This is a genomic window from Geosporobacter ferrireducens (assembly GCF_001750685.1).
In the GTDB taxonomy this organism is placed as follows: domain Bacteria; phylum Bacillota; class Clostridia; order Peptostreptococcales; family Thermotaleaceae; genus Geosporobacter; species Geosporobacter ferrireducens.
On the sequence record NZ_CP017269.1, the window covers coordinates 5452504 to 5475712 of the forward strand.

Here is a 23209-nt window from a genome sequence, read left to right on the forward strand (position 1 = left end):
GCGGAGGGGTAAATTTGTTAGAAAAAGAGATTATAAGAGCACTTGAAAGTACATCTGCAAAAACATCCGTGGTATTAAAAGACTTAAGAAATGATATATGGATTTTTCAAAAAGAAGAAAAAATGGTTATTCCATCTGCCAGTACGATTAAGATTCTGATAATGACAGAGGCTTTAAATCAAATACAGCAAGGAAAATATCAGCTAGAAGAGAAAGTTTCTATAATGGAAGAAGAGAAGGTTCCTTATAGTATTATTAGTGATTTAACGACAGACTTCTATACATTTCAGGATCTGATTACTTTAATGATTATCGTCAGTGATAATACAGCGACCAACGTTTTGATCGACCTGTTAGGTTTTGATGCTATTAATGAGATGGCTACAAAAATTGGGCTGAAAAATACTCAACTGAAGCGTAAGATGATGGATTTTGAAGCTGCTCAAATGGGAAGACAAAACATAACCACAGCAATAGATATGGCCATGTTGATGGAGAAGATATTTAATAGAGAAATTTTGAATGAAAAGCTGTGCAATCACGCCATCGATATACTAAAGCGGCAGAAAGATAAAATAATGTTGAAAAGATATATCCCAGAAGATACGGTAATTGCCCATAAAACAGGAGATCTGGCGAATCTAAATCATGATATAGGTATTTTTTACTTACCGCAGCAGACCTATTTATTGGGTGTGTTTGTGACCGAGGCCCAAAGCAATTTGGCAGCACAACAAATCATTGGGGAAATCTCAAAATTAGTATATACATACTATCTGTAAATATGATCTTGGAGGGATAGGCTATGAAAAAAGAAATAGAATTATGGGCAATTGTAACAGGAACAGTTGCTTCATTGACAAAAGAACCAAATGTAAAAAGTGACCTCGTTGATGAGGTGTTGTTTGGAATGGTGGTTAAGATTATTGAAGCAGTGGATGAGCAGTGGTATTACGTAGAAACCCATTATGGTTATTGTGGATATATATATAAGGAGAATATTCTAATCGATACAGAAAAAGCTTTGCAGTGGAAAGAAAGAGCTGATTCTGTGGTTACACATAACTTTGTTGATGTGATGAGTGAACCCAAATATGCTAGCTGTCCGATGATTTTATTGACAAGAGGGGCCCTGATTCAAGCAACTGTGGAGGAGAACGATTGGATACAAGTGTGTTTACCGGATAACCGATTTGGATGGGTAAGAAAAGGCTTATTGCAAAAGAAAGCACAAGGAGATCTGAAAGCAGATGAAGAAAGCTTTCGAGTAAAGCTAGTGAATACAGCTCTATCCTACTTGGGTACTCAATATCGTTGGGGAGGAAAGAGTTCTCTGGGAATTGATTGCTCCGGATTATGCTCCATGGCATATATGCTAAATGGTGTAATGATTTATCGGGATGCTGTACTCAAAGAGGAATATATGAGATCAATACCACTAGAGGAAATCAAAGCTGGAGATTTGTTATTTTTTCCGGGTCATGTAGCAATGTATATTGGAGAAGACAATTATGTACATGCGACCGGAAGAGAAGGATTGGTACTTGTAAATAGTCTAAATCCAATGCATGAAAACTATCGTGAAGATTTACATAAAGACATTAGCGGGATTGGCACAATTTATTAATATTCGGCAAGATAGAACGGCACCTGATTAAGGGTTATTGCAAGGGACGTACTTTGTAGAGAATGTGGAATAAGCGTATACGAACTTTATTAGAAAATAATTTAGACAAAGGAATCATGCGAATTTAGTTTGGTTCCTTTGTTATTTATGCGGCTTTTTATTTCATAAAAAATCATCTATAATAGTCTTATGTGTTTGTTATACTATGTTAGAAATCATGAGTAGGAGTAATATAATGACCAGACAATATTTTGATATGAAGGAAGTTTTATTAGAAAATGGAATACAGCTTGTTACAATAAAAAAAGATTCTAAACTTGCGTCTATCCATGTAGGAATCAAAATGGGTGCCCTGTGGGAAAAGCTCAATGAAAAGGGAATTTGCCACTTTATCGAGCATATGCTTTTTAAAGGAACGAAAAATAGAGACAATAACCAAATCAATCAGCAATTGGAGGAACGGGCGGGATCTTATAATGCTTATACAGATTATACCTCAACGGTGTTTACTGTAACTGCGTTAGCTGAAGAGCTCGAAGCTTCTACTGAAATAATTGCAGATATGATGATGCGCGCTACTTTTCCAGAGGATGAAATTGAAAGAGAAAGAGGTGTCATTTTAGCAGAATATAAAACCAGCATGGATGATGTAGAACAATATAGCTTTCAAAAAGCCCATGAGCTGGCTTTTAATAAGAGTCCGCTGCGATATGATGTGATTGGAACGGAAGATAATATTAAAGCATTTACCAAAGAACAGTTGAAGCAGTTCTATCAAAAGCATTATATCCCTAACCGATGTGTAATCAGTATTGTTTCCCCTATGGAGCACGAGACAATAGAAGCTATGATTAAACAGTACTTTGGAGATTGGAAGCAGGGGGCCATAGATCTTGCAGATATAGTCATAGAGAAGCATTTGTCATTGCAAAAAACTACCTATAAGAAACATATTGAACAAAGTACGTTGATATATCTTTATACTTTCCATGGACTTAGCCGTATGGAAGAACTGGCGCTGGAAATTCTAAACCACAAACTTGGAGAAAGTGCCAACTCAATTCTGTTTCGAGCGCTGCGGGAGGAAAAAGGAATTGCCTATGATGTATATTCGGAAATGGATGCTACTGAGTATATCAAGGTGCTTACGATCTATACATCCGTAGGGGAAGAAGATGTTTTTGAGGCCAAGTCCATTATAGAAGGGTGTATTCATAAGATTAAAACAAGGGAAATTTGCCTGGATGAAAAAAATATACAGCTTATGAAAAGAGTAATCAAGACTGCTGTAGCCTCAATGCTGGAAGATTCTTCGGAACTAGCTAATTATGTAGTGCATCAGAAGCTGGCAGGGAAGAAAATTGATGGGTTTGTGGATGATCTGGCAGCTATGGAAAAGATTCATGCAGAGGATATATACCAGGTGGCAGAAACGGTATTGAAGAAACCAATGATGCATATATTAATGAGTGGATGATTTACTAGACAGTGAGCAGGATAGCAATCTGATAAATGCTGCAGAGATGGCGGACTTGGGTAAAATACGAATTTTTAATTAAAGAGGTGAGTAGCTTGCCATTATCTATAAATGATGCAATGATTCGAAATGCAGCCAGTAATTCATCCACATTAATCCGGGGTATTGGATATTATTTAGATGGAAGGGTACAGAAATTTTCTTTTGACGAAGACACTTTAACTGCACATGCGATTGTCGTTGGGGAGAAACCATATAAAGTGGAGGCTGCCTTTCAAAAGAATGGAAATATGGGCCACTGGGAGTGCAGTTGCCCAGCTTACATGAATTATGATGGTGCCTGCAAGCATATCATAGCGCTTTTGAAATTAGTTCAGAAGGAATTTCAGTCACAGAGAATTTCTATTGAGAAACAGAAAAATAGTGCCCATGAAATTTTTGCATACTTTGAAGAATTCCACGAGGAGTCAGGAAAAGCAGAGGTAGAGCTTGGAATAACTTTTGAATTAGAACATATCTATAAGGGAGTGATTTCCTCTATTGAATTGAAGATTGGTGAGTCTCGTTTATATGTGGTTAGAAATATGGCGGATTTTTTAGAAAATATAGAACGGGGAGAGAAAATTCAATTTGGAAAGAGCTTCACTTATGATCCCAAAAGACATAGATTTTCTTCAGTAGATAAGGAAATTATAGAGCTTTTATTAGAGATCTATGAAAATGAAAAGGTAGTAGGAAATTTATCCTATAACAATTATCGTCAAGATAGTTTGTTAAAGGGAAAGAAAGTTTATCTTTCATCACCGCTGGTAAAAAGGGTCTTGGATATTTTACAGTTCAAAAGCTTTTCAGCTAGGATTTTGGGAAGGGAATATACTAATATTCGAATAGCACATCAAGACATCCCTTTTCATTTTGATTTAAAATCAAAGGAAGATGACTTGCTGCTGCAGCTGAATTGGAATGATAATCTAATTCCACTGAATAAAAAGGGCGATTATTTTTTTTATAAAGGTGTATTATATAGTCCATCAGAGAAACAGAAAAAGTATTTTCTCCCTTTTTACCATATATTGATAAAACAAAAGCGAAAAGATATCACCTTCACCCAAGGAGAAAAAGAACGGTTTGTATCTGAAATCTTACCTCAAATTCAAGCTATCGGAAAAGTCACTATTTCTTCAGAAGTTGCTGAAAATATATATGAAGAAAAACTAATGACTAAAATGTTTCTCGATAAAATTGATGGTGGTATTGCATCTAGAATAGAGTTTCATTATGGAGAAGAAATGATTAATCCTTTTAGCTCAAAAGATTTAAGTGCTCGTACAAAGAAAATTATCGTGAGGAATGTTGAGGAGGAAAGAAGTGTTTTAAACATATTAGAGAAATCAGAGTTTATAGTTTCCGTCGATAAAGTGATTTTGAAGGATGAGGAAAGAATATTTCGATTCTTACAAGATAATCTTAAGAAACTTCAAGAATTAGCTGAGATATATTATTCTGATGACTTTAAGAGTATGGTTATAAAAGAAACCGTACAGTTTTCTGTATCTGTTCGTATGAATGACAAATCCTCTATGTTTGAATTTTCCTTCGAGCACGAGGATATACCTCCGGAAGAACTAACGTGTCTTTTGGAAGCATTTAAAGAGCGAAAAAAATATTACCGTTTGAAAAACGGAGCATTTCTTCCACTGGAAAATACAGACATTAAATATCTGAATAATCTTATAGAGTACCTGGATCTAACACAAAAAGATCTGAATAAAAAAAGTATCGAGATTCCAAAGTATCGTGCACTTTATTTAGATGAGATTTTAAGAGAAACACCACTCTTCAATGTAGAGCGAAATCAAGCCTTTAAGCAGCTTGTTCAGAATATTAAAGAACCAAAGGATATGGATTATGCAGTTCCTAGTCACTTAAAGACTGTTTTAAGAGATTACCAAAAAACAGGGTTCAAGTGGCTAAAAACATTGGCTGCTTATGAAATGGGCGGTATTTTGGCAGATGATATGGGATTAGGAAAAACACTTCAACTACTTGCTTTTATAAGTTCTGAGGTTGAACGAATAGGAAGACCTTCTCTCGTGGTAGCACCAACATCTCTGATTTATAACTGGCAAGATGAGGCAGGTAAGTTTTTACCGGATTTAAAAACGGTTGTCATATCGGGTATGCCAAAGGAACGATATGAGCTTATGGAAGAGATTGCTAGTGCGGACTTAGTAATTACTTCATACCCCTTGTTAAGAAGGGACGTAGAGCTATATAAAAATACTACCTTTGCCTATTGTGTGATTGATGAAGCGCAACATATTAAGAATCCAAATTCCATGAATGCAAAATCAGTAAAAGAAATAAAAGCTGAGGGATATTTTGCTTTAACAGGAACGCCTATAGAAAACTCACTGACAGAATTATGGTCTATATTTGATTTTATCATGCCGGGCTATCTGTATAACCATAGTAAATTTATCAAAAAAATTGAGAGACCTATTATTAAAGGTGATGATAAGGCTGTATTGGAACAGTTAACAAAACAAATTCGGCCATTTGTATTACGTAGAATGAAAAAGGACGTCCTGAAGGAATTACCGGATAAGGTAGAAAGCAAAATGATGACAGAGTTAACGCCAGAGCAAAAGAAAATTTACATGGCCTATCTGCATGAGGTTCGGGGAGAAATAAAAAATGACCTTTCTACACAAGGTTTTGATAAAAGCCGCCTAAAGATTCTTGCTGTTCTGACTAGACTTAGACAGATTTGCTGTCATCCGTCTCTATTTATAGAGAATTATGAAGGAGAGAGCTGCAAGATGCAGCTTTTGGAAGAAATATTGGAGGATGCCCTATCTGGTGGACATCGTATATTGCTTTTTTCTCAATTTACGAGTATGTTAGAGATCATCAAAAGACTGCTGGACAGCAAAGAAATCAGTTATTTTTATTTAGATGGATCCATCGCATCAGAAGAGCGAAGGAATATGGTTCACGCTTTCCAACAGGGTGAAAATGATATTTTTTTAATATCACTGAAGGCAGGTGGAACCGGTCTAAATCTTACAGGGGCAGATATGGTAATACATTTTGATCCATGGTGGAATCCGGCAGTAGAAGAACAGGCTACAGACAGGGCACACCGGATTGGCCAAAAAAATATGGTACAGGTTTTAAAGTTTATTACTAAAGGGACTATTGAGGAAAAAATATTTGACTTACAACAACGAAAAAAAGGATTAATTGATGCGGTTATTCAGCCAGGAGAAACGATGCTTTCCACTTTGACTGAAAACGAAATTAAGTATTTATTTGAAATCGAATAGAATTTTTTGTATGAGCAGCTGTATCTGACGAATAGATACAGCTGTTTTTTTATAATGAAATACAGAAGTATGCTGTAGCGTTAAACATATTTCTTTTAGATCCATCATATATTGTTACGTAAGACAAGCACCAATAAGGCAATGGTACTGAAGTGGTATCTAAATAAGCTCCAATTAGTACCAAGAAGATGTATAGATTTTAGAGAATCGGCAACAATCAGTGGTAGAAGTTCAGAAAGGATTGTGCTGTATGATTGAGGGATTTAAAGAAATGAAGAGAGAGAATAAAAATACGTCATCTTTATACCAGTTATTTATTGTATTTTGCTACAGCATAGCAATAATAATATTTATATTCCTGAATATAAGGGACTGGGATTTCTTTTTCAAAGATGATGAGAGAAGGAGAACGGTATTTTTGTTTATTGGCTATATAATACTGTTGGTACTTTCAGGCGCATTGATTTTTAAAATAAATCAAATCAAAAAAAAGATTATTGAGCTAGAACTCGAAAAAATATTTTTATTAGAGGAAAATCAAGAATATAAAAAGCATATAGACCAGCAAAAAATATATGGTACTATTGATGGAATGACCGGAATTTATAATAGAAGTTTCGGACTATCTTTTTTAGATCAGCAGATAAAAATTGCAAAGCGAGATAGGACAGATTTGACAGTTAGTTATTTGGATATAAATGACTTGAAAATTGTTAACGATACCTACGGACATAGTGCTGGAGATGCGTTAATTATTGCAGCTTGTAGCATATTAAAGGAAAATTTAAGAGAATCAGATATTCTATGTAGGATGGGTGGAGATGAATTTCTTATGATTTTACCAGGTTGTTCATTAGAGCAAGCTGATCTTGTAAGAAAAAGAGTTATAGATCATTTAAATGAGTTCAATCAAAAGTCTATATTGCCGTACAAATTGTCTATAAGTATTGGAATGGCTGCTTATAGTTGTGATGCAGACATGATTCTCGAACAGTTGATCAATCAGGCAGATGCGAATATGTACTATAATAAAAGACATGAAAAACAGAATAAACTTGCCATAGCAGAAGAAAATTGATAAAAATCGTATCTTTAAGAGATTCGATTTTTTCTTTTATGTCAAGTTTATTATAATATTCTGATTTACCAATAGGGAAAATATTAACAGTGTAGAATCAGAATGCTGAAAAATTAGAGAGACTATTGTGCAGCCGATTCGAAAAAGTTACAATATTGAGGAGGTACTATATGAAGATCGCTATTCTGGGCGCAGGAGCCATTGGCAGTTTGTATGGCGGGTTATTGGCAGAAGGGGGAAATGAGGTATGGTTTCTAGATCTTTGGAAAGAGCATCTTGAAGTTATAAAAAAGAATGGTTTGATTGTACAAAAATACGGAGCAAAGAGGATTATTACAGGCATTCAAGCGGCTGTATCTGCTGAAGAAATAGGGCCGGTTGAGTTGGTAATTTTATTAGTTAAATCTTATGCATCTCAAAAAGCATTGAAAGAAAATCTAGAGCTATTTCAAGATAATACAATCCTTCTTACACTGCAGAATGGCTTGGGGAATATCGAAAATATAAATGAGGTTATAGATGAAGGAAAGATTATTGCAGGAGTCACTTCTCATGGTTCAACAGTCATAGCGCCGGGTATCATTAACCATGCAGGTGCAGGTAAAACCTATATTGGAGAATTAACCGGAGAGCATTCCTCGAGAGTTAAAAAGATTGCTGCATTGTTCTGCAATGCAGGAATAGAAACGATCGTTACAGATCAAATTGAAATTCTGCTCTGGGAAAAGCTGATGGTCAATGTAGGAATCAATAGTATTACAGCTATTACTGGCTTAAAAAATGGACAGATTTTGGAGTATCTTGAAACAGAAGAACTATTAGAAGCAGCGGTTAAGGAAGCTTTAGCGGTTGCAAGGGCCAATGGAATTTATATAACCTTGGACAACCCTATTGAATACGTTAAAAATGTATGTAAAGCAACTGCTAACAATCAATCTTCTATGCTGCAGGACGTACTACATAAGAGAATTACTGAAATTCAGACCATAAATGGAGTAGTAGTGAAGGCAGGAAAAGGAGCAGGAATAGATACACCTATCAATAAAGTGCTTACCAACTTGGTAGTTGCTATCCAAAACAATTATAATAATTTGGAGAGATGAATATGCGAGAGATTAAACTCACAGATATCGAAGGCGTAAAGATTGGACATGAACAAGATAGAGATGGAGCCACTGGATGTACTGTAATTCTATGCGAGGAGGGTGCTGTGGCAGGAGTTGATGTTAGAGGCGGTGCACCTGGAACAAGGGAAACAGATCTATTAGATCCTATGAATTTGATTGAAAAAATACATGCTGTATTATTAAGTGGCGGTAGCGCCTTTGGACTCGATGCAGCAGCAGGAATTATGCAGTTTCTAGAGGAAAAGAAAATTGGCTTTGATGTAGGTGTAACGAGAGTACCGATTGTAACGGGCGCAGTTCTCTTTGATTTGATGATAGGAGATTATGGAATAAGACCGGATAAAGCAATGGGATATAAAGCTTGTCAAAATGCTTATGACCAAGCCTATAGTGAAGGAACTATAGGTGCCGGCACAGGTGCAACCATTGGAAAATATTTAGGCATGGAGTATGCCATGAAGGGTGGCATTGGTATCTATTGTATGCAAGTAGGATCTCTCCAGATAGGAGCAGTAGTAGCGGTGAACTGCATGGGGGATGTGATCGATCCGAAAACTGGAAAGATTATAGCAGGTATTTTAAATGAAGATAAGAGTGGGCTAGGCAATACTGAAGAAATGATGATACATAATTATCGGGAACAGAAAAATCTATTTCATGGAAACACGACTATAGGCGCAGTAATAACAAATGCAAAACTTACCAAGGCACAGGCGAACAAAATTGCATCCATCGCACATAACGGATATGCAAGAACCATTCGGCCAGCCCATACGATGGTAGATGGAGATACTGTATTTGTAATGGCTACCGGCAGAGAAGAAGCAGATGTTAATGTAGTAGGAATTCTGGCTGTAAAGGCAGTGGAAGAGGCTATCATTAGAGGAATACAGAAGGCAGATGATCTCCACAACATCCCTGCCATATCAAATATGAAATGATGTTTTATTAAGGAATCCGTTATTATCCCTTTATTTACTTCATTTTTATTTTATGATAGAATGACTATGGTTAAAATTCATGGTTTAAGCAATGTAAGGAGTGAAAAAATGGGTAGACATGGTACAATTGCAAATAGAAAAGAAAAACAGGATGCAAAGAAAGCAAAGATTTTTACTAAATATGCCAAGGCAATTGCAGTTGCGGCAAGTCAAGGCGGATCAGATGTTGAATATAACCCAACCTTGAAAAATATTATTGATAAGGCAAAATCATTAAATATGCCTAATGATAATATTGAAAGGGCTGTTAAAAAAGGTGAAGCCAACAGTGAAGGAGATAACTTTGAGACCATTGTATACGAAGGCTATGGACCTAATGGTGTTGCAGTAATTGTAGAGACCTTGACCGATAACCGAAATAGAACCGGTGCAAATATGCGGTACTATTTTGATAAAAATAAAGGAAACCTTGGAACCACAGGCTGTGTAGGCTATATGTTCGACAAGAAGGGTCAAATCATTATCGAAGCAGCGCCGAATGTCAGTGAAGATGAATTAATGGAAGCTGCATTAGAAGCTGGTGCCGAGGACTTTATTCCAGATGAAGAGGGTTATGAGATTGTGACCTCGCCAGAGGATTTTTCAGCGGTTAGAGATGCCCTAAAAGAAAAGGGCTACAAGTTTGTGTCTTCGGAAGTAACCATGATTCCACAGACAACTACCAAGCTGACTACAGAAGAAGAGCTAAAAATGATGAATCGATTAGTGGATATGCTTGAAGAAGACGATGATGTGCAAGAAGTGTGGCACAACTGGGAAATGGAATAAATAGCTACTTTATAAGAACATATAAACAAATCAGTCATCAAAATGATCCTTGAAGGCTTTTTCGATGACTGATTTTTCATTTTTTCGCGTATATGTTTTTTTGTTTTGATGGGCGCCAGTACCTGTTCTAACTGTAGCTACATGGGTACCTAATTTATTACTTGAGTTTTTTAGTAGATCTACTGCCTTTATGGTGCCAAGAACAATTCTTTTTGGTTTTTTATTTACCTTCTTCATGGCTTTATAACCTCCTATCGGTTTGTTATAATTTAGTTGTAATATATTTTTTTTAGACGAGTAAATACAAATTGTGAAGGGGTGCGTTTTTTATGCTAGGGTCACTGTTTAGTAAAAAAAAGAAAAATATTGCTCCGGTAAAAAATACAAAAGAAGAAATAGCTGATATTCAAGAGAAAAAAGATCATAAAATGTCAGAGTTGTCTGCCGAAGAAATTGCAAAAGCTATTCGGACTGCATTAAGCAAATAATAAAATGATAAAAGGATTGCCTATGGCAATCCTTTACTGGTGGGGGATATAGGACTCGAACCTACAACTTCCACCACGTCAAGGTGGCACTCTGCCAGTTGAGTTAATCTCCCAAGTTATGAATATTACTGTTATTGGGTTGCTTTTATTTTCTAACGAAAGCTTAAAATTTATGCAACTTCTAACATAAAAAATTATACCATGTTTTTATATGTTAGTAAATATGTTTCTGATTTTCTCTGCAGCTTCCTTTTGCGTTGTAGGAAGTGCATGAGAATAAGTATCTAGCGTCATATTTATTTTAGAATGTCCTAGATTATCTTTATAGGAGTGCAGGGTAATAAAGATGTATAACTCAATTCGAGAAAATAACAACTTCAAACCTATCTGTACCTGCAATAGGTTTAGCAACTACGATTAAAATACGTGAATCCTTTGTTACAGTAATAGAAACAGGCTTATTACTATCTGTAGTGACCCAGCCTTCACTATGAAGTGTTCTTTCGTAGGAATCTAAAAATTCTTCAGCATTTATTTCCTCAACTATGAAAAATGTACGGTTTAAACCTTCAGGACTCTCTGCCTTTTGAAAGTCAGTTTGTTCCATGCCTTGTTCTATTGGAATTTGTGGGGTATTGTTTTCAACTTCAGGCTTACAGGATAATATTGCAGTAGATAATGAAAGTAATAAAAATAGAGTTTTTAGTTTTTTCATCTGAATCACATCCCAGAATAATATAGTTATCTATATTATTGTTCAAAAGGATTAGGATGATACAGTCATCTACCAGACTTGCCCATCAAGGAATTAATAAAAAGGGTTGTTTGAAAATTAAAGAGAAGAAAGAAAACTCCTGAATTTATGTAGTTGAAACAAATAGTGCCATTCTTTGGCAATGAAATTGCATAGTTATTAGCGAGAGAAATATGTTTTATTTGCTTTAAAGAATCCTATAATATAATAGGAAAATTTTAAAAGAATTGGAGGAATTGTAATGTTATTGACGGAAGAACGTGAATTGATCGTAGCATATGGTAAAAAATTAATTACCAGTGGATTAACAAAGGGAACGGGTGGAAATATCAGCATCTGTAATCGAAAGAAGAACCTAATGGCGATCAGCCCAAGTGGATTAGATTATTTTCTTACAAAGCCAGAAGATATTGTGATATTGGATCTAGAAGGGAATATTATAGAGGGATATAGGAAGCCTTCTAGTGAATTGGAGATGCACAGTATTTTCTATAGAAATAGATCCGATATTGATGCGGTGGTACATGCACATTCTACTTACAGCACAACTATCGCAAGCTTAAATTGGGAGCTGCCAGCTGTACACTATCTGGTTGCTTTTGCGGGAAAAAATGTTCGATGTGCAGAGTATGCAACCTTTGGAACAAAAGAACTAGCTGAAAATGCCTATAAAGGAATGGAAGATCGTTACGCTGTGCTGTTGGCGAATCACGGTTTGCTGGCTGGTGCTGCCAATTTGCATCAAGCATTTAATATCGCTGAAGAAATTGAGTTCTGTGCAGAAATATATTATCGCACAAAGAGTATTGGAGCCCCTGTAATTTTGTCGGAAGGTGAAATGGAACTAATGTTGGAGAAATTTAAAACCTATGGGCAAAAAAAATAATTTATATGAATTTTTAAGAGCGCTATTGTACCAGTATGATATAAATAGCCAAAATTTACAAAAAATTGTATAATGAATATAGCTGTTAATTAAAGAAAATTGATAGGAGGGTATCTGAAATGAAGCTGTTTATTGATACTGCAAATGTGGAAGAGATTCGGAAGGCAAATGATATGGGGGTTATTTGTGGTGTAACAACAAATCCTTCTCTGATTGCCAAGGAAGGCAGGGACTTCAAAGAGGTTATTCAAGAGATTACCGCAATCGTAGATGGACCAATCAGTGCAGAAGTAATTAGCCTGAAAGCGGAAGAAATGGTAGTGGAAGCTATTCCTTTGGCACAAATGCACAAAAATATTGTTATCAAAATTCCTATGACTGTAGAAGGGTTAAAGGCGGTGAAGATACTTACAGAGAAAGGGATTAAAACAAATGTTACACTGATTTTTTCAGCTCCACAGGCATTGTTGGCAGCCAGAGCAGGAGCCACTTACGTTAGTCCATTTTTAGGAAGAGTAGATGATATTGGGAATAGCAGCACTGTACTAATCGAAGAAATTGTAAAGATTTTTGCACTACATAACATTAAGACAGAAATTATTGCAGCGAGTGTAAGAAATCCAATCCACATCGTACAGGCTGCAACTTTAGGAGCACATATTGCAACAGTACCTTATAAAGTTATTGTGGATATGACAAAGCACCCGCTTACAGATATCGGTATTGATAAATTTTTAAAGGATTGGGAGACCGTTCCTAAGAAATAATAGATTTTCTGTTTTTGGTGAAACGGTCTCACTGATTGATGAGGGAGAAGGGGATCGGAAATGGCAAAAGTAACAATCATAGGGGCAGGTGCCATGGGAAGTGCATTAACTGTACCACTAACTGAGAATGGGCATCAAGTGAGACTATGGGGTACAGAATTGGATAGTGGTATTATTGAAAAATTAAGAAAAGGGTTGCCACATCCAAAGCATAAGCACCATTTACCGCCTCAAATTGAAACTTATCAAGCAGATGAGTTGTCAGAAGCAACAAAAGATGCAGAACTTGTGATCATGGCAATTACCTCAGATGCATTGGGAATCATTTTCGAGAGAGTTGTACCCTATTTAAAAAAAGGGATGATCGTAGGGAGTGTTTCTAAAGGATTTGATTATAGCAAGAACGGACAAATTGTGATTCTCCCAGAAATATTAGAAGCACTATTGCCGAAAACACTGTGTCCGGATATTTCATTGATAGTAGTAGGGGGTCCTTGTAAGGCAGTTGAGGTGGTTTGGAGATCTCCTACAGCGGTGACCTATAGCAGTAAAAATATTGAAGCGGCAAAATTTATGCAAAGCTTGTTAATGACTGAAGTATATCGTGTTGAAGTTACAACAGATGTAATAGGAACAGAAGTATGTGCGGCTATGAAAAATGCCTATTCTGTAGGTTTAGGCTTAGCGGAAGGTTTTAAAACGAAACAAGGATTCCTTCACAATAACACAAAGGCTGCACTTTTCGCCTTTGCGACAGCTGAAATGGGGATTTTAACAAAGGCAATGGGAGGCTCCTTAGAAAGCGTAATAGGATTGCCGGGAATTGGCGATTTAGAAGTAACTGGAGAAGCGGGAAGAAATAGAATGCTGGGAGAGGTTATCGGAGGCGGGTTGCCAGCAAGTAAAGCAATCGAAAAAATGAAACAGGAAGGAATTACTGTGGAAGGATATCCTGCGATCAAATTTGGCTATTATTTAGCAAAACAACTGGAGCAAGATCAGAAACTATCCATAGACCAAATGCCTTTATTAGAAGGGCTATATAATATATTATATAATAATGCTCCTGCCTATCAAACAGTTATGAGACTTTTGCAAAACTGCACGGGATACTATAAATAGATTTTTAATCATCGGTTTATCAAATAGAATCATTAAATGTACATTGAGGTAATGAGCTAAAAGCCTGAGGGAAACCTTAGGCTTTTTTTAATTTCAGCAAAGTACGATGAGTACATGCAAATTTTAGTGCAAATAACTACAGATGGCATGATTTGTTTAAAAGGACTTTAGTGTAATTATTGAAATTAAGCGATTTCATAGGGTAGGCGTTGATGCTGGGACAAGTTGGAATGAAATATATTCTGAAAAATACGATGGTGGCATATTATGTTATAGAACTTTTGTTACATTTTAAGTAATTTACAAAGTATCAAAAATAAAACAAAAGAGTGTTTGAGGTTTTTAGCTATATACATCCGTTCTAGCAGAATAGGAAATATGTAATTACAAAAAGTGCCGCTTGCTGGCACAGATATTGCTAATATAAAGGATAGGTGAAGTAGATGAAAAGATTATTAGATTTAATTCAAACAGAGGATAAAAAGAATCCGCTTACAGATGAAGAAATTGCAAAGGCATTAGGGATTAACAGAAGCGATGTAGTAAATTTAAGACATACGCTGAATATCGGAGATTCTCGAGAACGGAGAAAGGAGTTACTGGAAGAAGAAATTCGGAAGATTCTTGAGAGTGCACCGGATATATCTGAAAGAGGACTTACTGAGGAATTAAATACAATAGGTTTTAAACTATCAAGAAATGTAGTGTCGAAGTTTCTAAAACTATCAAAGCGAAAAGAACAAGATTGTAATAATAAAGAATTGGTATTTCAGAAACAAAGTCGTGGAGCCTTTGACAAAATCATTGGTGCGGATGGCAGTCTAAAACCACAAATTGAATTAGCAAAAGCGGCTGTACTATATCCTGTTGATGGCTTGCATACATTGATTTACGGTGGAACAGGCGTTGGGAAAAGTGAATTGGCGGAAAGTATGTATAAATTCGCAATAGAAGCAAATGTAAAACCGCAGGATGCACCATTTATCGTTTTTAACTGCGCTGATTATGCAGAAAATCCTCAATTATTATTGGCACAATTGTTTGGATATGCAAAGGGAGCCTATACTGGCGCAGAAACCAATAAAGAGGGGTTAGTAGAAAAAGCAAATAATGGGATCTTGTTTTTAGACGAGGTGCACAGGCTGCCCCCTGAGGGACAGGAAATCCTTTTTTTCCTAATTGATAAAGGAAAGTTCAGACGATTAGGGGAAACGAATATCATAAGAGAAGTAAAACTGATGATTATCGCTGCTACAACCGAAGATTTTGAGTCTTCTCTTTTGGCAACATTCAGACGTAGAATCCCAATGATGATTGAAATCCCTTCTTTATCCCAGAGACCTCTTGAAGAAAAATTTGAAATTGTAAGAAACTTTTTCAGACAAGAAGCAACTCGAATGAATGTAAGTATTAATATTAACTATGATGTAATTATAGCCCTATTGTTATATGAAACGAATGGAAATATAGGACAATTGCGCTCAGATATACAAGTAGTTTGCGCCAGAGGTTTTTTGAATTATATGGTAAAGAAACAAAACAACATCAATATTGAAATTACTGATCTTCCTAGTCCTGTAGTAAAGGGTTTATTGAAAATCAACACAAATAGAAAGACAATAGAAAAAATAATTAACAGCAATTTAGAAATTTATCCTGAAGACGAAAGTATATTACAGAAAAGTGCACTTGAAGCAGCTAAAGAATCCGGATATATTTTCCCGAAGGAAATCTACAAAGAGATCGAGGATAAGTACCAGAAGATGGAATTCCAAGGAGTCGATGCAGCAATTATCAACCGAATCTTAGCTGATGAGCTGGAAATGAAGATTAGACAGCTAATTAAACAATTTCAATATAATAAACATAATTTGATCAAAAAGGATTTAGAGAAAATTGTTGGAGAAAAAATCATATTAGCAGTTGAAGAAATGATGAAAAAAGCAATTAAAAATATACCAGATACCGATGAAAGCTTATTCTATTGCCTTGCAACACACTTATCTGCCGCCTATGAGCGAATTCTTCAAAATAAGTTTACTGGAAATCCGCAATTGAGCAGGATTTGCATGGAATATCCGGCTGAATACAAGATTGCAGAAGAGATGAGCAAGATAGCAAGCTATTATCTTGAAATCGATTTGCCTGAAGATGAAATTGCTTTTATTGCTATGTATTTAAAAACTTATTCTACAAGAAACATATTAAATGAAAATCATGTAGCAGTTTTAGTATTATCTCACGGACATGTAGCAGAAGGAATGGTTTATGTAGCAAATAGGCTTTTGGGAGTAGAGCATGCACGCGCTATTGAGATGTCTTTAGACGAATCACCAAGTATTGTCTTAGAAAAAGCTATCGAATCAGTTACAATGATGGATCAGGGAAAAGGTGTATTGATTTTGGTGGATATGGGGTCGCTTTCTGGATTTGGGAATATCATTACAGAAAGAACTGGTATAAGGACGAGAACGATTACTCGTGTAGATACAACAATGGTAATTGAAGCGGTGAGGAAAGCGTTAACTGCAGAATGTGAGCTTAATGATATTGCAGATTTTCTAGAAAATGAACGTTTTCTACCCAAAAATCAAACCCCACTGAAATCAGTTAAAAAGATTGTGAATGTAATTCTTAGTGTTTGTCTAACCGGAAAAGGTGCAGCAGAAATGTTAGGAAAGGTTATTAAAGAAAAAAATCGCATCAAGGAAAAGGTAGAAATTATCACGCTAGGTGCATTAACGGATGGCAACTTAGACGAAAGCATTCAAAGCATTTCCAGTAAAAAAAATATACTATCAATTGTAGGTACAATAGATCCAAAGGTTCCAGGTATTCCATATATTTCCGCCAAAGAAATTTTGAAAGGGGATGGCATTAATCGATTACATAACCTAATAGATATTTTTGACAATCCTCCCGATAGGCTTAAAAAGGGAATTCAAGAATTATCTTTTCAACATCTATTCAATCCCGAATTAATGTATATAAATGTAAGCGCGCGTAATAAGAATGAAGTTTTGAATAGAATGGCCAATAGAATGGTTGAGTATGGCCATGTAACAGAAAGATATGTTCTATCCATTCATGAAAGAGAAATTATGATGCCTACAGTTTTTAAAAATATGGTAGCACTTCCACATGGTAGTCCTGAAGAAATCATTCAGCCTGCAATTTCAATTATGACACTGGCTGCTCCAATTATTTGGGATGGTGAACATGCAGTTGATTGTGTTTTTATGCTTGGACTGAATCAGTATTACAAAAAAGAATTTAGAAAGTTATATACAATTTTCAATAATGAAAGGGTTTTAAGCAAGATCAAGAAGTGTAAAACTGCTGACATGCTTATGGAGGTGTTACTGACAAATGGCTAAATTTTCATTTGATAAAAGAACAGTTAAAGCAAGGTTACAAGCCGGTTCTGATAAAGAGGTGTTGAGGCAGATGGCTACACTGCTTTACCAAGCGGGTTACGTGGAGGATAGTTTTATTGATGCAATCATACAAAGAGAAGATATCTTTCCTACAGGACTGCCTATAGAAAGCTATGGGGTTGCCATTCCGCATACAGACCCCCATCATGTAAACAAACCTATGATTGCTGTTGCTACACTGGAGAAACCTGTGAACTTTAGCGTCATGGGTAATCCTGAAGAAAAGACAGAAGTGGGAATTGTTTTCATGCTGGCAATGAAAAATAGCAGTAGTCAATTACAACTACTTTCAAATTTAATGAATGTCATACAAGACACAATGCTTTTAAAGAAAATCTATAAAACTAGAAATGAAAAAGAACTTCTTGAGATATTAAATCATGTGGTTACTTTTTAAATGATAGAAAAGGAGGTGAGGAAATGAGAAGGTATAAGGTTCTAACGGTATGTGGAACTGGTATTGCCACATCTACAGTAGCAGCTGAAAAAACAAAAGAAATGTTAAAAACACGGGGTTTGAATGTAGAGGTAGTAGAGGCGAAAGCTTCAGAAGTTGCATCAAAGGTTCAGGTTTTTAACCCTGATGTAATCATTCATACGACACCAGTAAGCGAAAGTGCAGCAGCTGGAATTAAGATGTTTAGAGGGCTCCAATTTCTTACTGGAATAGGTATGGATAAACTGGCTGATGAAATTGCTGGATATCTAAAAAGTCTAGAGTAGGATTATGTTTGCATCTTAACATATAAAAGAAGAGGGGGACTATCAATGAGAGTTATTCAATTTATTCTCGACTTAGGACCAACCGTTATGATGCCTGTTATTATTACACTTCTTGGACTGCTTTTTAGACAAAAATTTGCCAAAGCTTTTAGAGCAGGTCTTACAATTGGTATTGGTTTTGCAGGGATTAACCTGGTCATCGGTTTGCTGGTAAACAATCTTTCTCCTGCAACGCAAGCAATGGTAAATAACTGGGGATTATCGCTTGATGTAATGGATGTAGGTTGGCCTATTTCTGCAGCGATAAGTTTTGGTACCACCATCGTACCCGCGGTATTTATAATTGGCTTTGTCATTAACATCATTATGCTTGCAATGAACTGGACAAAAACTATGAACGTTGATCTTTGGAACTACTGGCACTTTATTTTTACAGGGGCACTGGTTATGTTTGCAACTGACAGCCTTGCTTTAGGTTTGGTTGCCGCAGCACTAACGATTATCATCATATTGAAACTTGCAGACTGGACTTCACCTTTAGTGCAAGATTTCTTTGGATTAGACGGGGTCTCTCTTCCCCATACGGAAACCGTTTCATGGGCACCCGTAGGTATTGCGATTAATAAAATACTTGAGAAAATACCCGGAATTAATAAGATTGAATTAGATACAGATATGATTCAAAAACGATTTGGCATTTTCGGAGAGCCAATGTTGATGGGATTATTCCTTGGAGCAATTATTGGTGGTGTAGCTAGCTATGATCTAAGAGGCATTATTCAATTAGGGGTAAATATGGCAGCCGTTATGTTCTTGATGCCGAGAATGGTGCGCATCCTAATGGAAGGTTTGATTCCTCTTTCGGAAAGTGCCCGTGATTTTATTAGTAAAAAATTTCCGGGTAAGGAAGTATATATTGGATTGGATGCTGCAATTGCTATTGGTCATCCAGCTGTAATTTCTACAGGTTTGGTAATGATCCCAATTACACTTCTATTAGCTGCCGTTTTGCCTGGAAACAGATTGCTGCCATTTACAGATCTGGCAATTTTACCATTCTTTATGATCTGGGCGGTAGCTCCATCTAGAGGAAATGTTTTTAGAGGAATCATTACAGGAACAATTTTCATGATCGGTATTTTATATATCGGTACTGCAATCTCAGGTGTGTCGACAGTAATGGCAAAGAGCGTAGGATTTGCATTCCCAGAAGGAACAGCAGAAATCTCTTCTCTCGATGGAGGCGCACACTTAGTGCCATATATTATTTATAAAGTAATAGAATTGATTTTTTAACCTAGAATGATGAGAGCCTTTAATTTTTATTTAAAGGCTCTCAAACAAGTGTCATAGCACATCGTATGAGGTGATTAAAATACTTTGAAACATTACTTTAGATTCTGCTGAGGAGGATGTTAAATGGACGGTAAAATGAGAGCGATGATGTTTTATGCCCCAGGAGATGTTCGTTTCGAAGAAACGGATATCCCGAGGCCAAAGGACGGCGAAATTCTTGTGAAGGTTAAAGCTGCTACCACTTGTGGTACTGATTTGAAAACCTACCGAAGAGGGCACCCATCAATTATCAAATCTGTACCTTCAACCTTTGGACACGAATTTGCTGGTGAAGTCGTAGAAGTTGGTAAGGATGTAGATAATTTCAAAATCGGCGATCGCGTAGTAGGAGGAAACTCAGCACCTTGTTTCCATTGCTATTATTGCAATCAAGGAATGTACAGTTTATGTGAGAATCTAGAGTTTTTAAATGGAGCTTATTCCGAATATGTAGCCGTTCCAAAACAGATTGTAAAATATAATTATCATAAGATTCCGGAAGGCTTAGATTATAGAGAAGCTTCTTTGGTAGAACCGCTTGCCTGCGCGTTACATGGTATTGAAAGAACCCCTGTAAGGGTAGGCGATGTAGTGGCTGTAATTGGTGCTGGACCCATTGGTTTGATGTTTATCAAGCTTGCTGCTTTAAAAGGAGCAAGAGTTATAAGTATTGATCTATCTGATTATAGACTGGAAGAATCTAAAAAATTTGGAGCTGCAATGACAGTAAATCCTTCTAAAAAAGATTCAGTATCTGCAGTTAAAACACTTACTGAGTTAGGAAAGGGACCCGATGTAGTGATTGAAGCAACAGGTTTTCCAGAAGTGTGGGAGCAAGCAATCAATATGGTTCGACCAGGAGGGCTTGTAAATCTTTTTGGCGGAACAAAAAAAGGAACCACTTTCACAATTGACTGCCAATTGTTTCACTACTCAGAAATAACTATTAAAGCAGTTTTCCATCATACGCCATACTATGTAAAAAAAGCTTTGGAGTTATTGACCACTAGGCAAGTAGACGGTAAATTGTTTATTACTGGAGAGTACCCACTAGAAAAGACAATTGATGCTTTAGAAAGTATAGGAAGACAAGAAGGGATTAAATATGCTATCATTCCTTAATTAAGGGGGAAATTTCTTATGATCTACGAATTTATGCGCTTAATGGCCGGAAAATATCTAAGAGCTTTGATTGATTATTATATTGCTAATCAAAACATTCTTAATACCATTGTTGTGATTGGTGGGTTTATATGGATCATTTTTAAACCGAAAGAGGATAAACAGAAGAATACATCAAAAAATTTTTTTGGAATAGAGATTAAAGAAAAATAATAGGGTTTGGAAAGTATGCATAGGTTCAATAAAGAAATTTCCCTTTTATGAGAAACTTCTATTTTAAAATCTAGGAGGGAGAAGAATGTATTGGGAAAGTGTTGTTTTAGAAAATGAAGCAGGCTTACATGCAAGACCTGCATCTGTTTTTACACAAACCTCTTTGAAATATAAATCCGACATTACTATCTCGAAGGAAGGAAAATCAGCTAATGCGAAATCAATTATCTCTGTTTTATCCCTTGGTATTTCTAAAGGAACAGAAATTACTATTTCAGCAGAGGGTGAAGATGAAGAGGCCGCAGTAACGGACCTGGTTGGATTAATTCAATCAAAAATGGGTGAAGCCTAATTGATAAGGACAGATTCTGTCCTTTTTATTTGTAGATACAAAGAAAAGAGCTAGAAATAAAGGCGGGGGAGATTTAGAATAACAGCGTTATTGTAGGAATTAACCGGGATGGTTTAAACGAGTTTTAAAGGAGGATAATAACGTGTATGTATTAGGAATTGATATCGGCACACAGGGTGTTCGAGGATTGGCAGTCGATAAATATGGGTGCGTAATTGCAGGACATAGTACACCTTTTGCAGAGATGAACATTTCCACAATAGAAAATCATAAAGAGCAGGATGCTCATATCTGGTGGGAGGCAACATTAAACACGATCAATGAAATTGTAAATGGGTTAATTAAAAAAAATATCGATCCAGAAGCAATCATAGCTATTGCATTAGATGGAACGTCGGGAACTATTGTGCCTCTAAATCATCTATACAGTCCCCTTTGCAATGGGTTGATGTATAATGATGGACGATCAGCGGAAGAGGCAGTTATCGTTCAGGAAAAGGGCTTTGAAATAGCCCTAAAGCTTGGATATAGATTTAATTCATCCTATGCCTTGCCCAAAATTCTATGGATAAAAAAACACAGACCAGATATCTATGATAAAATCCATCTAATTGTACATCAGTCTGACTATATTGTAGGACGGCTTACAGGATGCTATCATTTCTCAGATTACTCAAATGCATTAAAAACGGGATATGATCTTATTGAACAGAAATGGCCTGATTTTATTGAAAAGGATCTAGAGATAGAATTGAAAAAACTTCCAACGGTCTTATCTCCTGGTACTAAAATTGGATACATATCAGATGAGGCAGCAAAATCCACAGGGTTAAGTATAAGAACGAAGGTAATCGCCGGTGCAACGGATGGCTATGCTTCAGCTATTGCTTCTGGTGCAGTAGAACCCGGAGACTTTAATACTTCTATTGGAACGACGCTTACAATTAAAGGTGTTGTGAATCATCTAATCAAAGATGAAAAAGGAAGAGTATATTGTCATCTGCATCCAGAAGGTTACTGGATGCCTGGAGGCGCCTCAAACACAGGCGGTAAATGCTTAAATGCACGGTTTGATCCAGTTCTATTTGATGCATATAATCAACATGTTGAGCAGAAGACACCTACAGATATAGTGGTTTACCCTTTGGTAGGGAAAGGAGAAAGATTTCCTTTTGTACAGCCTGATGCAGAGGCGTTTATGATAGGAAACAGTAGAAATGATAAAGAACTTTATGCGGCTTTAATGGAAGGGGTTGCTTACACCGAAAGACTTTCCTATGATTTGCTTGCAGCGCTTGGTTGTGAGATAAAAGATCGGTTATTTATTACAGGGGGAGCTGTAAAATCTAAAGAATGGTCTCAAATAAGGGCCAATGTAATGAATAAAACGTTGCTAAAACCAGAAATTGCTGAACCGGCAATGGGCAGTGCGATTATTGCGGCTTCTCAGACTATGTTTACTGACATTACAGAAGCAGCAAAATCTATGGTCCGTATCGGTGAAACAATATACCCCCAACCCCATAAAGTAAAAAAATATAATGAAAAGTACAGGATTTTTCTAGAAGAGTGCCATCAAAGAGGGTACATCTAACCATGAAAA

General features: G+C 36.3%; 22 protein-coding genes and 1 tRNA gene. 20 read left to right on the forward strand and 3 right to left on the reverse strand.

Annotated elements, in window-relative coordinates:
* Window positions 1-14: 14 nt before the first annotated feature.
* From Gferi_RS25535 to Gferi_RS25570, 8 genes are all read left to right on the forward strand, one after another.
* A complete protein-coding gene (locus tag Gferi_RS25535; RefSeq protein ID WP_069980927.1) occupies window positions 15-782 on the forward strand; it encodes a serine hydrolase in 768 nt (255 codons plus the stop codon).
* A gap of 23 nt (window positions 783-805) precedes the next feature.
* Window positions 806-1627, forward strand: a complete 822-nt coding sequence (locus Gferi_RS25540) for an SH3 domain-containing C40 family peptidase (protein WP_069980928.1) — start codon at window positions 806-808, stop codon at window positions 1625-1627.
* A 235-nt stretch (window positions 1628-1862) separates the two neighbouring features.
* Window positions 1863-3104 (forward strand): M16 family metallopeptidase, encoded by a 1242-nt coding sequence (locus tag Gferi_RS25545; RefSeq protein ID WP_069980929.1) that lies wholly within the window; start codon window positions 1863-1865, stop codon window positions 3102-3104.
* A 95-nt stretch (window positions 3105-3199) separates the two neighbouring features.
* The gene (locus tag Gferi_RS25550; RefSeq protein ID WP_069980930.1) at window positions 3200-6433 is read left to right on the forward strand and encodes a DEAD/DEAH box helicase; all 3234 of its coding nucleotides are present in this window, start codon (window positions 3200-3202) and stop codon (window positions 6431-6433) included.
* A 250-nt stretch (window positions 6434-6683) separates the two neighbouring features.
* Complete coding sequence (locus Gferi_RS25555; protein WP_069980931.1) at window positions 6684-7511, forward strand: GGDEF domain-containing protein; 828 nt, start codon at window positions 6684-6686, stop codon at window positions 7509-7511.
* A gap of 170 nt (window positions 7512-7681) precedes the next feature.
* The gene (locus Gferi_RS25560; RefSeq protein ID WP_069980932.1) at window positions 7682-8614 is read left to right on the forward strand and encodes a ketopantoate reductase family protein; all 933 of its coding nucleotides are present in this window, start codon (window positions 7682-7684) and stop codon (window positions 8612-8614) included.
* 2 nt (window positions 8615-8616) lie between these two features.
* Complete coding sequence (locus Gferi_RS25565) at window positions 8617-9579, forward strand: P1 family peptidase (RefSeq protein WP_069980933.1); 963 nt, start codon at window positions 8617-8619, stop codon at window positions 9577-9579.
* A 108-nt stretch (window positions 9580-9687) separates the two neighbouring features.
* The gene (locus Gferi_RS25570) at window positions 9688-10407 is read left to right on the forward strand and encodes a YebC/PmpR family DNA-binding transcriptional regulator (RefSeq protein WP_069980934.1); all 720 of its coding nucleotides are present in this window, start codon (window positions 9688-9690) and stop codon (window positions 10405-10407) included.
* Between the two features lie 30 nt (window positions 10408-10437).
* Here Gferi_RS25570 and Gferi_RS25575 read toward each other — a convergent pair whose 3' ends face one another.
* Complete coding sequence (locus tag Gferi_RS25575) at window positions 10438-10644, reverse strand: ubiquitin family protein (protein ID WP_069980935.1); 207 nt, start codon at window positions 10642-10644, stop codon at window positions 10438-10440.
* A 92-nt stretch (window positions 10645-10736) separates the two neighbouring features.
* On the opposite strand from Gferi_RS25575, the gene Gferi_RS28375 reads away from it, so the two are divergent.
* Window positions 10737-10895, forward strand: coding sequence for a hypothetical protein (locus Gferi_RS28375; protein WP_156782486.1), 159 nt, complete (start codon window positions 10737-10739; stop codon window positions 10893-10895).
* 37 nt (window positions 10896-10932) lie between these two features.
* Here Gferi_RS28375 and Gferi_RS25580 read toward each other — a convergent pair.
* Window positions 10933-11008: transfer RNA gene (locus tag Gferi_RS25580), tRNA-Val, on the reverse strand.
* Window positions 11009-11250: 242 nt separating this feature from the next.
* Window positions 11251-11610 (reverse strand): hypothetical protein, encoded by a 360-nt coding sequence (locus Gferi_RS25585; RefSeq protein WP_069980936.1) that lies wholly within the window; start codon window positions 11608-11610, stop codon window positions 11251-11253.
* A 280-nt stretch (window positions 11611-11890) separates the two neighbouring features.
* Between Gferi_RS25585 and Gferi_RS25590 the strand changes: the two genes are divergently transcribed.
* From Gferi_RS25590 to Gferi_RS25640, 11 genes are all read left to right on the forward strand, one after another.
* Window positions 11891-12535 carry an L-fuculose-phosphate aldolase gene (locus Gferi_RS25590; RefSeq protein ID WP_069980937.1) on the forward strand — a complete coding sequence of 215 codons (645 nt, stop codon included), beginning with the start codon at window positions 11891-11893 and terminating at the stop codon, window positions 12533-12535.
* A 119-nt stretch (window positions 12536-12654) separates the two neighbouring features.
* Complete coding sequence (gene fsa / locus Gferi_RS25595; protein WP_069980938.1) at window positions 12655-13302, forward strand: fructose-6-phosphate aldolase; 648 nt, start codon at window positions 12655-12657, stop codon at window positions 13300-13302.
* Window positions 13303-13362: 60 nt separating this feature from the next.
* Complete coding sequence (locus Gferi_RS25600; RefSeq protein WP_069980939.1) at window positions 13363-14424, forward strand: NAD(P)H-dependent glycerol-3-phosphate dehydrogenase; 1062 nt, start codon at window positions 13363-13365, stop codon at window positions 14422-14424.
* Window positions 14425-14867: 443 nt separating this feature from the next.
* Window positions 14868-17801, forward strand: coding sequence for a sigma 54-interacting transcriptional regulator (locus Gferi_RS25605; RefSeq protein WP_069980940.1), 2934 nt, complete (start codon window positions 14868-14870; stop codon window positions 17799-17801).
* Window positions 17794-18258, forward strand: coding sequence for a PTS sugar transporter subunit IIA (locus Gferi_RS25610; protein ID WP_069980941.1), 465 nt, complete (start codon window positions 17794-17796; stop codon window positions 18256-18258). Before Gferi_RS25605 ends, Gferi_RS25610 begins: the two co-directional genes overlap by 8 nt.
* 23 nt (window positions 18259-18281) lie before the next feature.
* On the forward strand, window positions 18282-18584 hold the full coding sequence (locus Gferi_RS25615; RefSeq protein ID WP_069980942.1) for a PTS sugar transporter subunit IIB: 303 nt from the start codon (window positions 18282-18284) through the stop codon (window positions 18582-18584).
* A 45-nt stretch (window positions 18585-18629) separates the two neighbouring features.
* Window positions 18630-19880: a PTS galactitol transporter subunit IIC gene (locus Gferi_RS25620; protein ID WP_069980943.1), complete on the forward strand. Its 1251-nt coding sequence runs from the start codon at window positions 18630-18632 to the stop codon at window positions 19878-19880.
* A gap of 123 nt (window positions 19881-20003) precedes the next feature.
* Window positions 20004-21041: a zinc-dependent alcohol dehydrogenase gene (locus Gferi_RS25625; protein WP_069980944.1), complete on the forward strand. Its 1038-nt coding sequence runs from the start codon at window positions 20004-20006 to the stop codon at window positions 21039-21041.
* An 18-nt stretch (window positions 21042-21059) separates the two neighbouring features.
* Window positions 21060-21254, forward strand: a complete 195-nt coding sequence (locus Gferi_RS25630; RefSeq protein WP_069980945.1) for a hypothetical protein — start codon at window positions 21060-21062, stop codon at window positions 21252-21254.
* A gap of 85 nt (window positions 21255-21339) precedes the next feature.
* Window positions 21340-21606: an HPr family phosphocarrier protein gene (locus Gferi_RS25635; RefSeq protein ID WP_069980946.1), complete on the forward strand. Its 267-nt coding sequence runs from the start codon at window positions 21340-21342 to the stop codon at window positions 21604-21606.
* Between the two features lie 142 nt (window positions 21607-21748).
* Window positions 21749-23200, forward strand: coding sequence for an FGGY-family carbohydrate kinase (locus Gferi_RS25640; RefSeq protein ID WP_069980947.1), 1452 nt, complete (start codon window positions 21749-21751; stop codon window positions 23198-23200).
* Window positions 23201-23209 lie beyond the last annotated feature (9 nt).

What these genes read in the sequence shown, in the direction of transcription:
- Gferi_RS25555 (WP_069980931.1), top strand. Translation starts at nt 6,684, where the DNA reads ATGATTGAGGGATTTAAAGAAATGAAGAGAGAGAATAAAAATACGTCA.
- Gferi_RS25575 (WP_069980935.1), bottom strand. Translation starts at nt 10,644, where the DNA reads ATGAAGAAGGTAAATAAAAAACCAAAAAGAATTGTTCTTGGCACCATA.
- Gferi_RS28375 (WP_156782486.1), top strand. Translation starts at nt 10,737, where the DNA reads ATGCTAGGGTCACTGTTTAGTAAAAAAAAGAAAAATATTGCTCCGGTA.
- Gferi_RS25560 (WP_069980932.1), top strand. Translation starts at nt 7,682, where the DNA reads ATGAAGATCGCTATTCTGGGCGCAGGAGCCATTGGCAGTTTGTATGGC.
- Gferi_RS25565 (WP_069980933.1), top strand. Translation starts at nt 8,617, where the DNA reads ATGCGAGAGATTAAACTCACAGATATCGAAGGCGTAAAGATTGGACAT.
- Gferi_RS25620 (WP_069980943.1), top strand. Translation starts at nt 18,630, where the DNA reads ATGAGAGTTATTCAATTTATTCTCGACTTAGGACCAACCGTTATGATG.
- Gferi_RS25635 (WP_069980946.1), top strand. Translation starts at nt 21,340, where the DNA reads ATGTATTGGGAAAGTGTTGTTTTAGAAAATGAAGCAGGCTTACATGCA.
- Gferi_RS25615 (WP_069980942.1), top strand. Translation starts at nt 18,282, where the DNA reads ATGAGAAGGTATAAGGTTCTAACGGTATGTGGAACTGGTATTGCCACA.
- Gferi_RS25590 (WP_069980937.1), top strand. Translation starts at nt 11,891, where the DNA reads ATGTTATTGACGGAAGAACGTGAATTGATCGTAGCATATGGTAAAAAA.
- Gferi_RS25610 (WP_069980941.1), top strand. Translation starts at nt 17,794, where the DNA reads ATGGCTAAATTTTCATTTGATAAAAGAACAGTTAAAGCAAGGTTACAA.
- Gferi_RS25625 (WP_069980944.1), top strand. Translation starts at nt 20,004, where the DNA reads ATGGACGGTAAAATGAGAGCGATGATGTTTTATGCCCCAGGAGATGTT.
- Gferi_RS25600 (WP_069980939.1), top strand. Translation starts at nt 13,363, where the DNA reads ATGGCAAAAGTAACAATCATAGGGGCAGGTGCCATGGGAAGTGCATTA.
- Gferi_RS25585 (WP_069980936.1), bottom strand. Translation starts at nt 11,610, where the DNA reads ATGAAAAAACTAAAAACTCTATTTTTATTACTTTCATTATCTACTGCA.
- Gferi_RS25570 (WP_069980934.1), top strand. Translation starts at nt 9,688, where the DNA reads ATGGGTAGACATGGTACAATTGCAAATAGAAAAGAAAAACAGGATGCA.
- Gferi_RS25540 (WP_069980928.1), top strand. Translation starts at nt 806, where the DNA reads ATGAAAAAAGAAATAGAATTATGGGCAATTGTAACAGGAACAGTTGCT.
- Gferi_RS25545 (WP_069980929.1), top strand. Translation starts at nt 1,863, where the DNA reads ATGACCAGACAATATTTTGATATGAAGGAAGTTTTATTAGAAAATGGA.
- Gferi_RS25605 (WP_069980940.1), top strand. Translation starts at nt 14,868, where the DNA reads ATGAAAAGATTATTAGATTTAATTCAAACAGAGGATAAAAAGAATCCG.
- Gferi_RS25630 (WP_069980945.1), top strand. Translation starts at nt 21,060, where the DNA reads ATGATCTACGAATTTATGCGCTTAATGGCCGGAAAATATCTAAGAGCT.
- fsa (WP_069980938.1), top strand. Translation starts at nt 12,655, where the DNA reads ATGAAGCTGTTTATTGATACTGCAAATGTGGAAGAGATTCGGAAGGCA.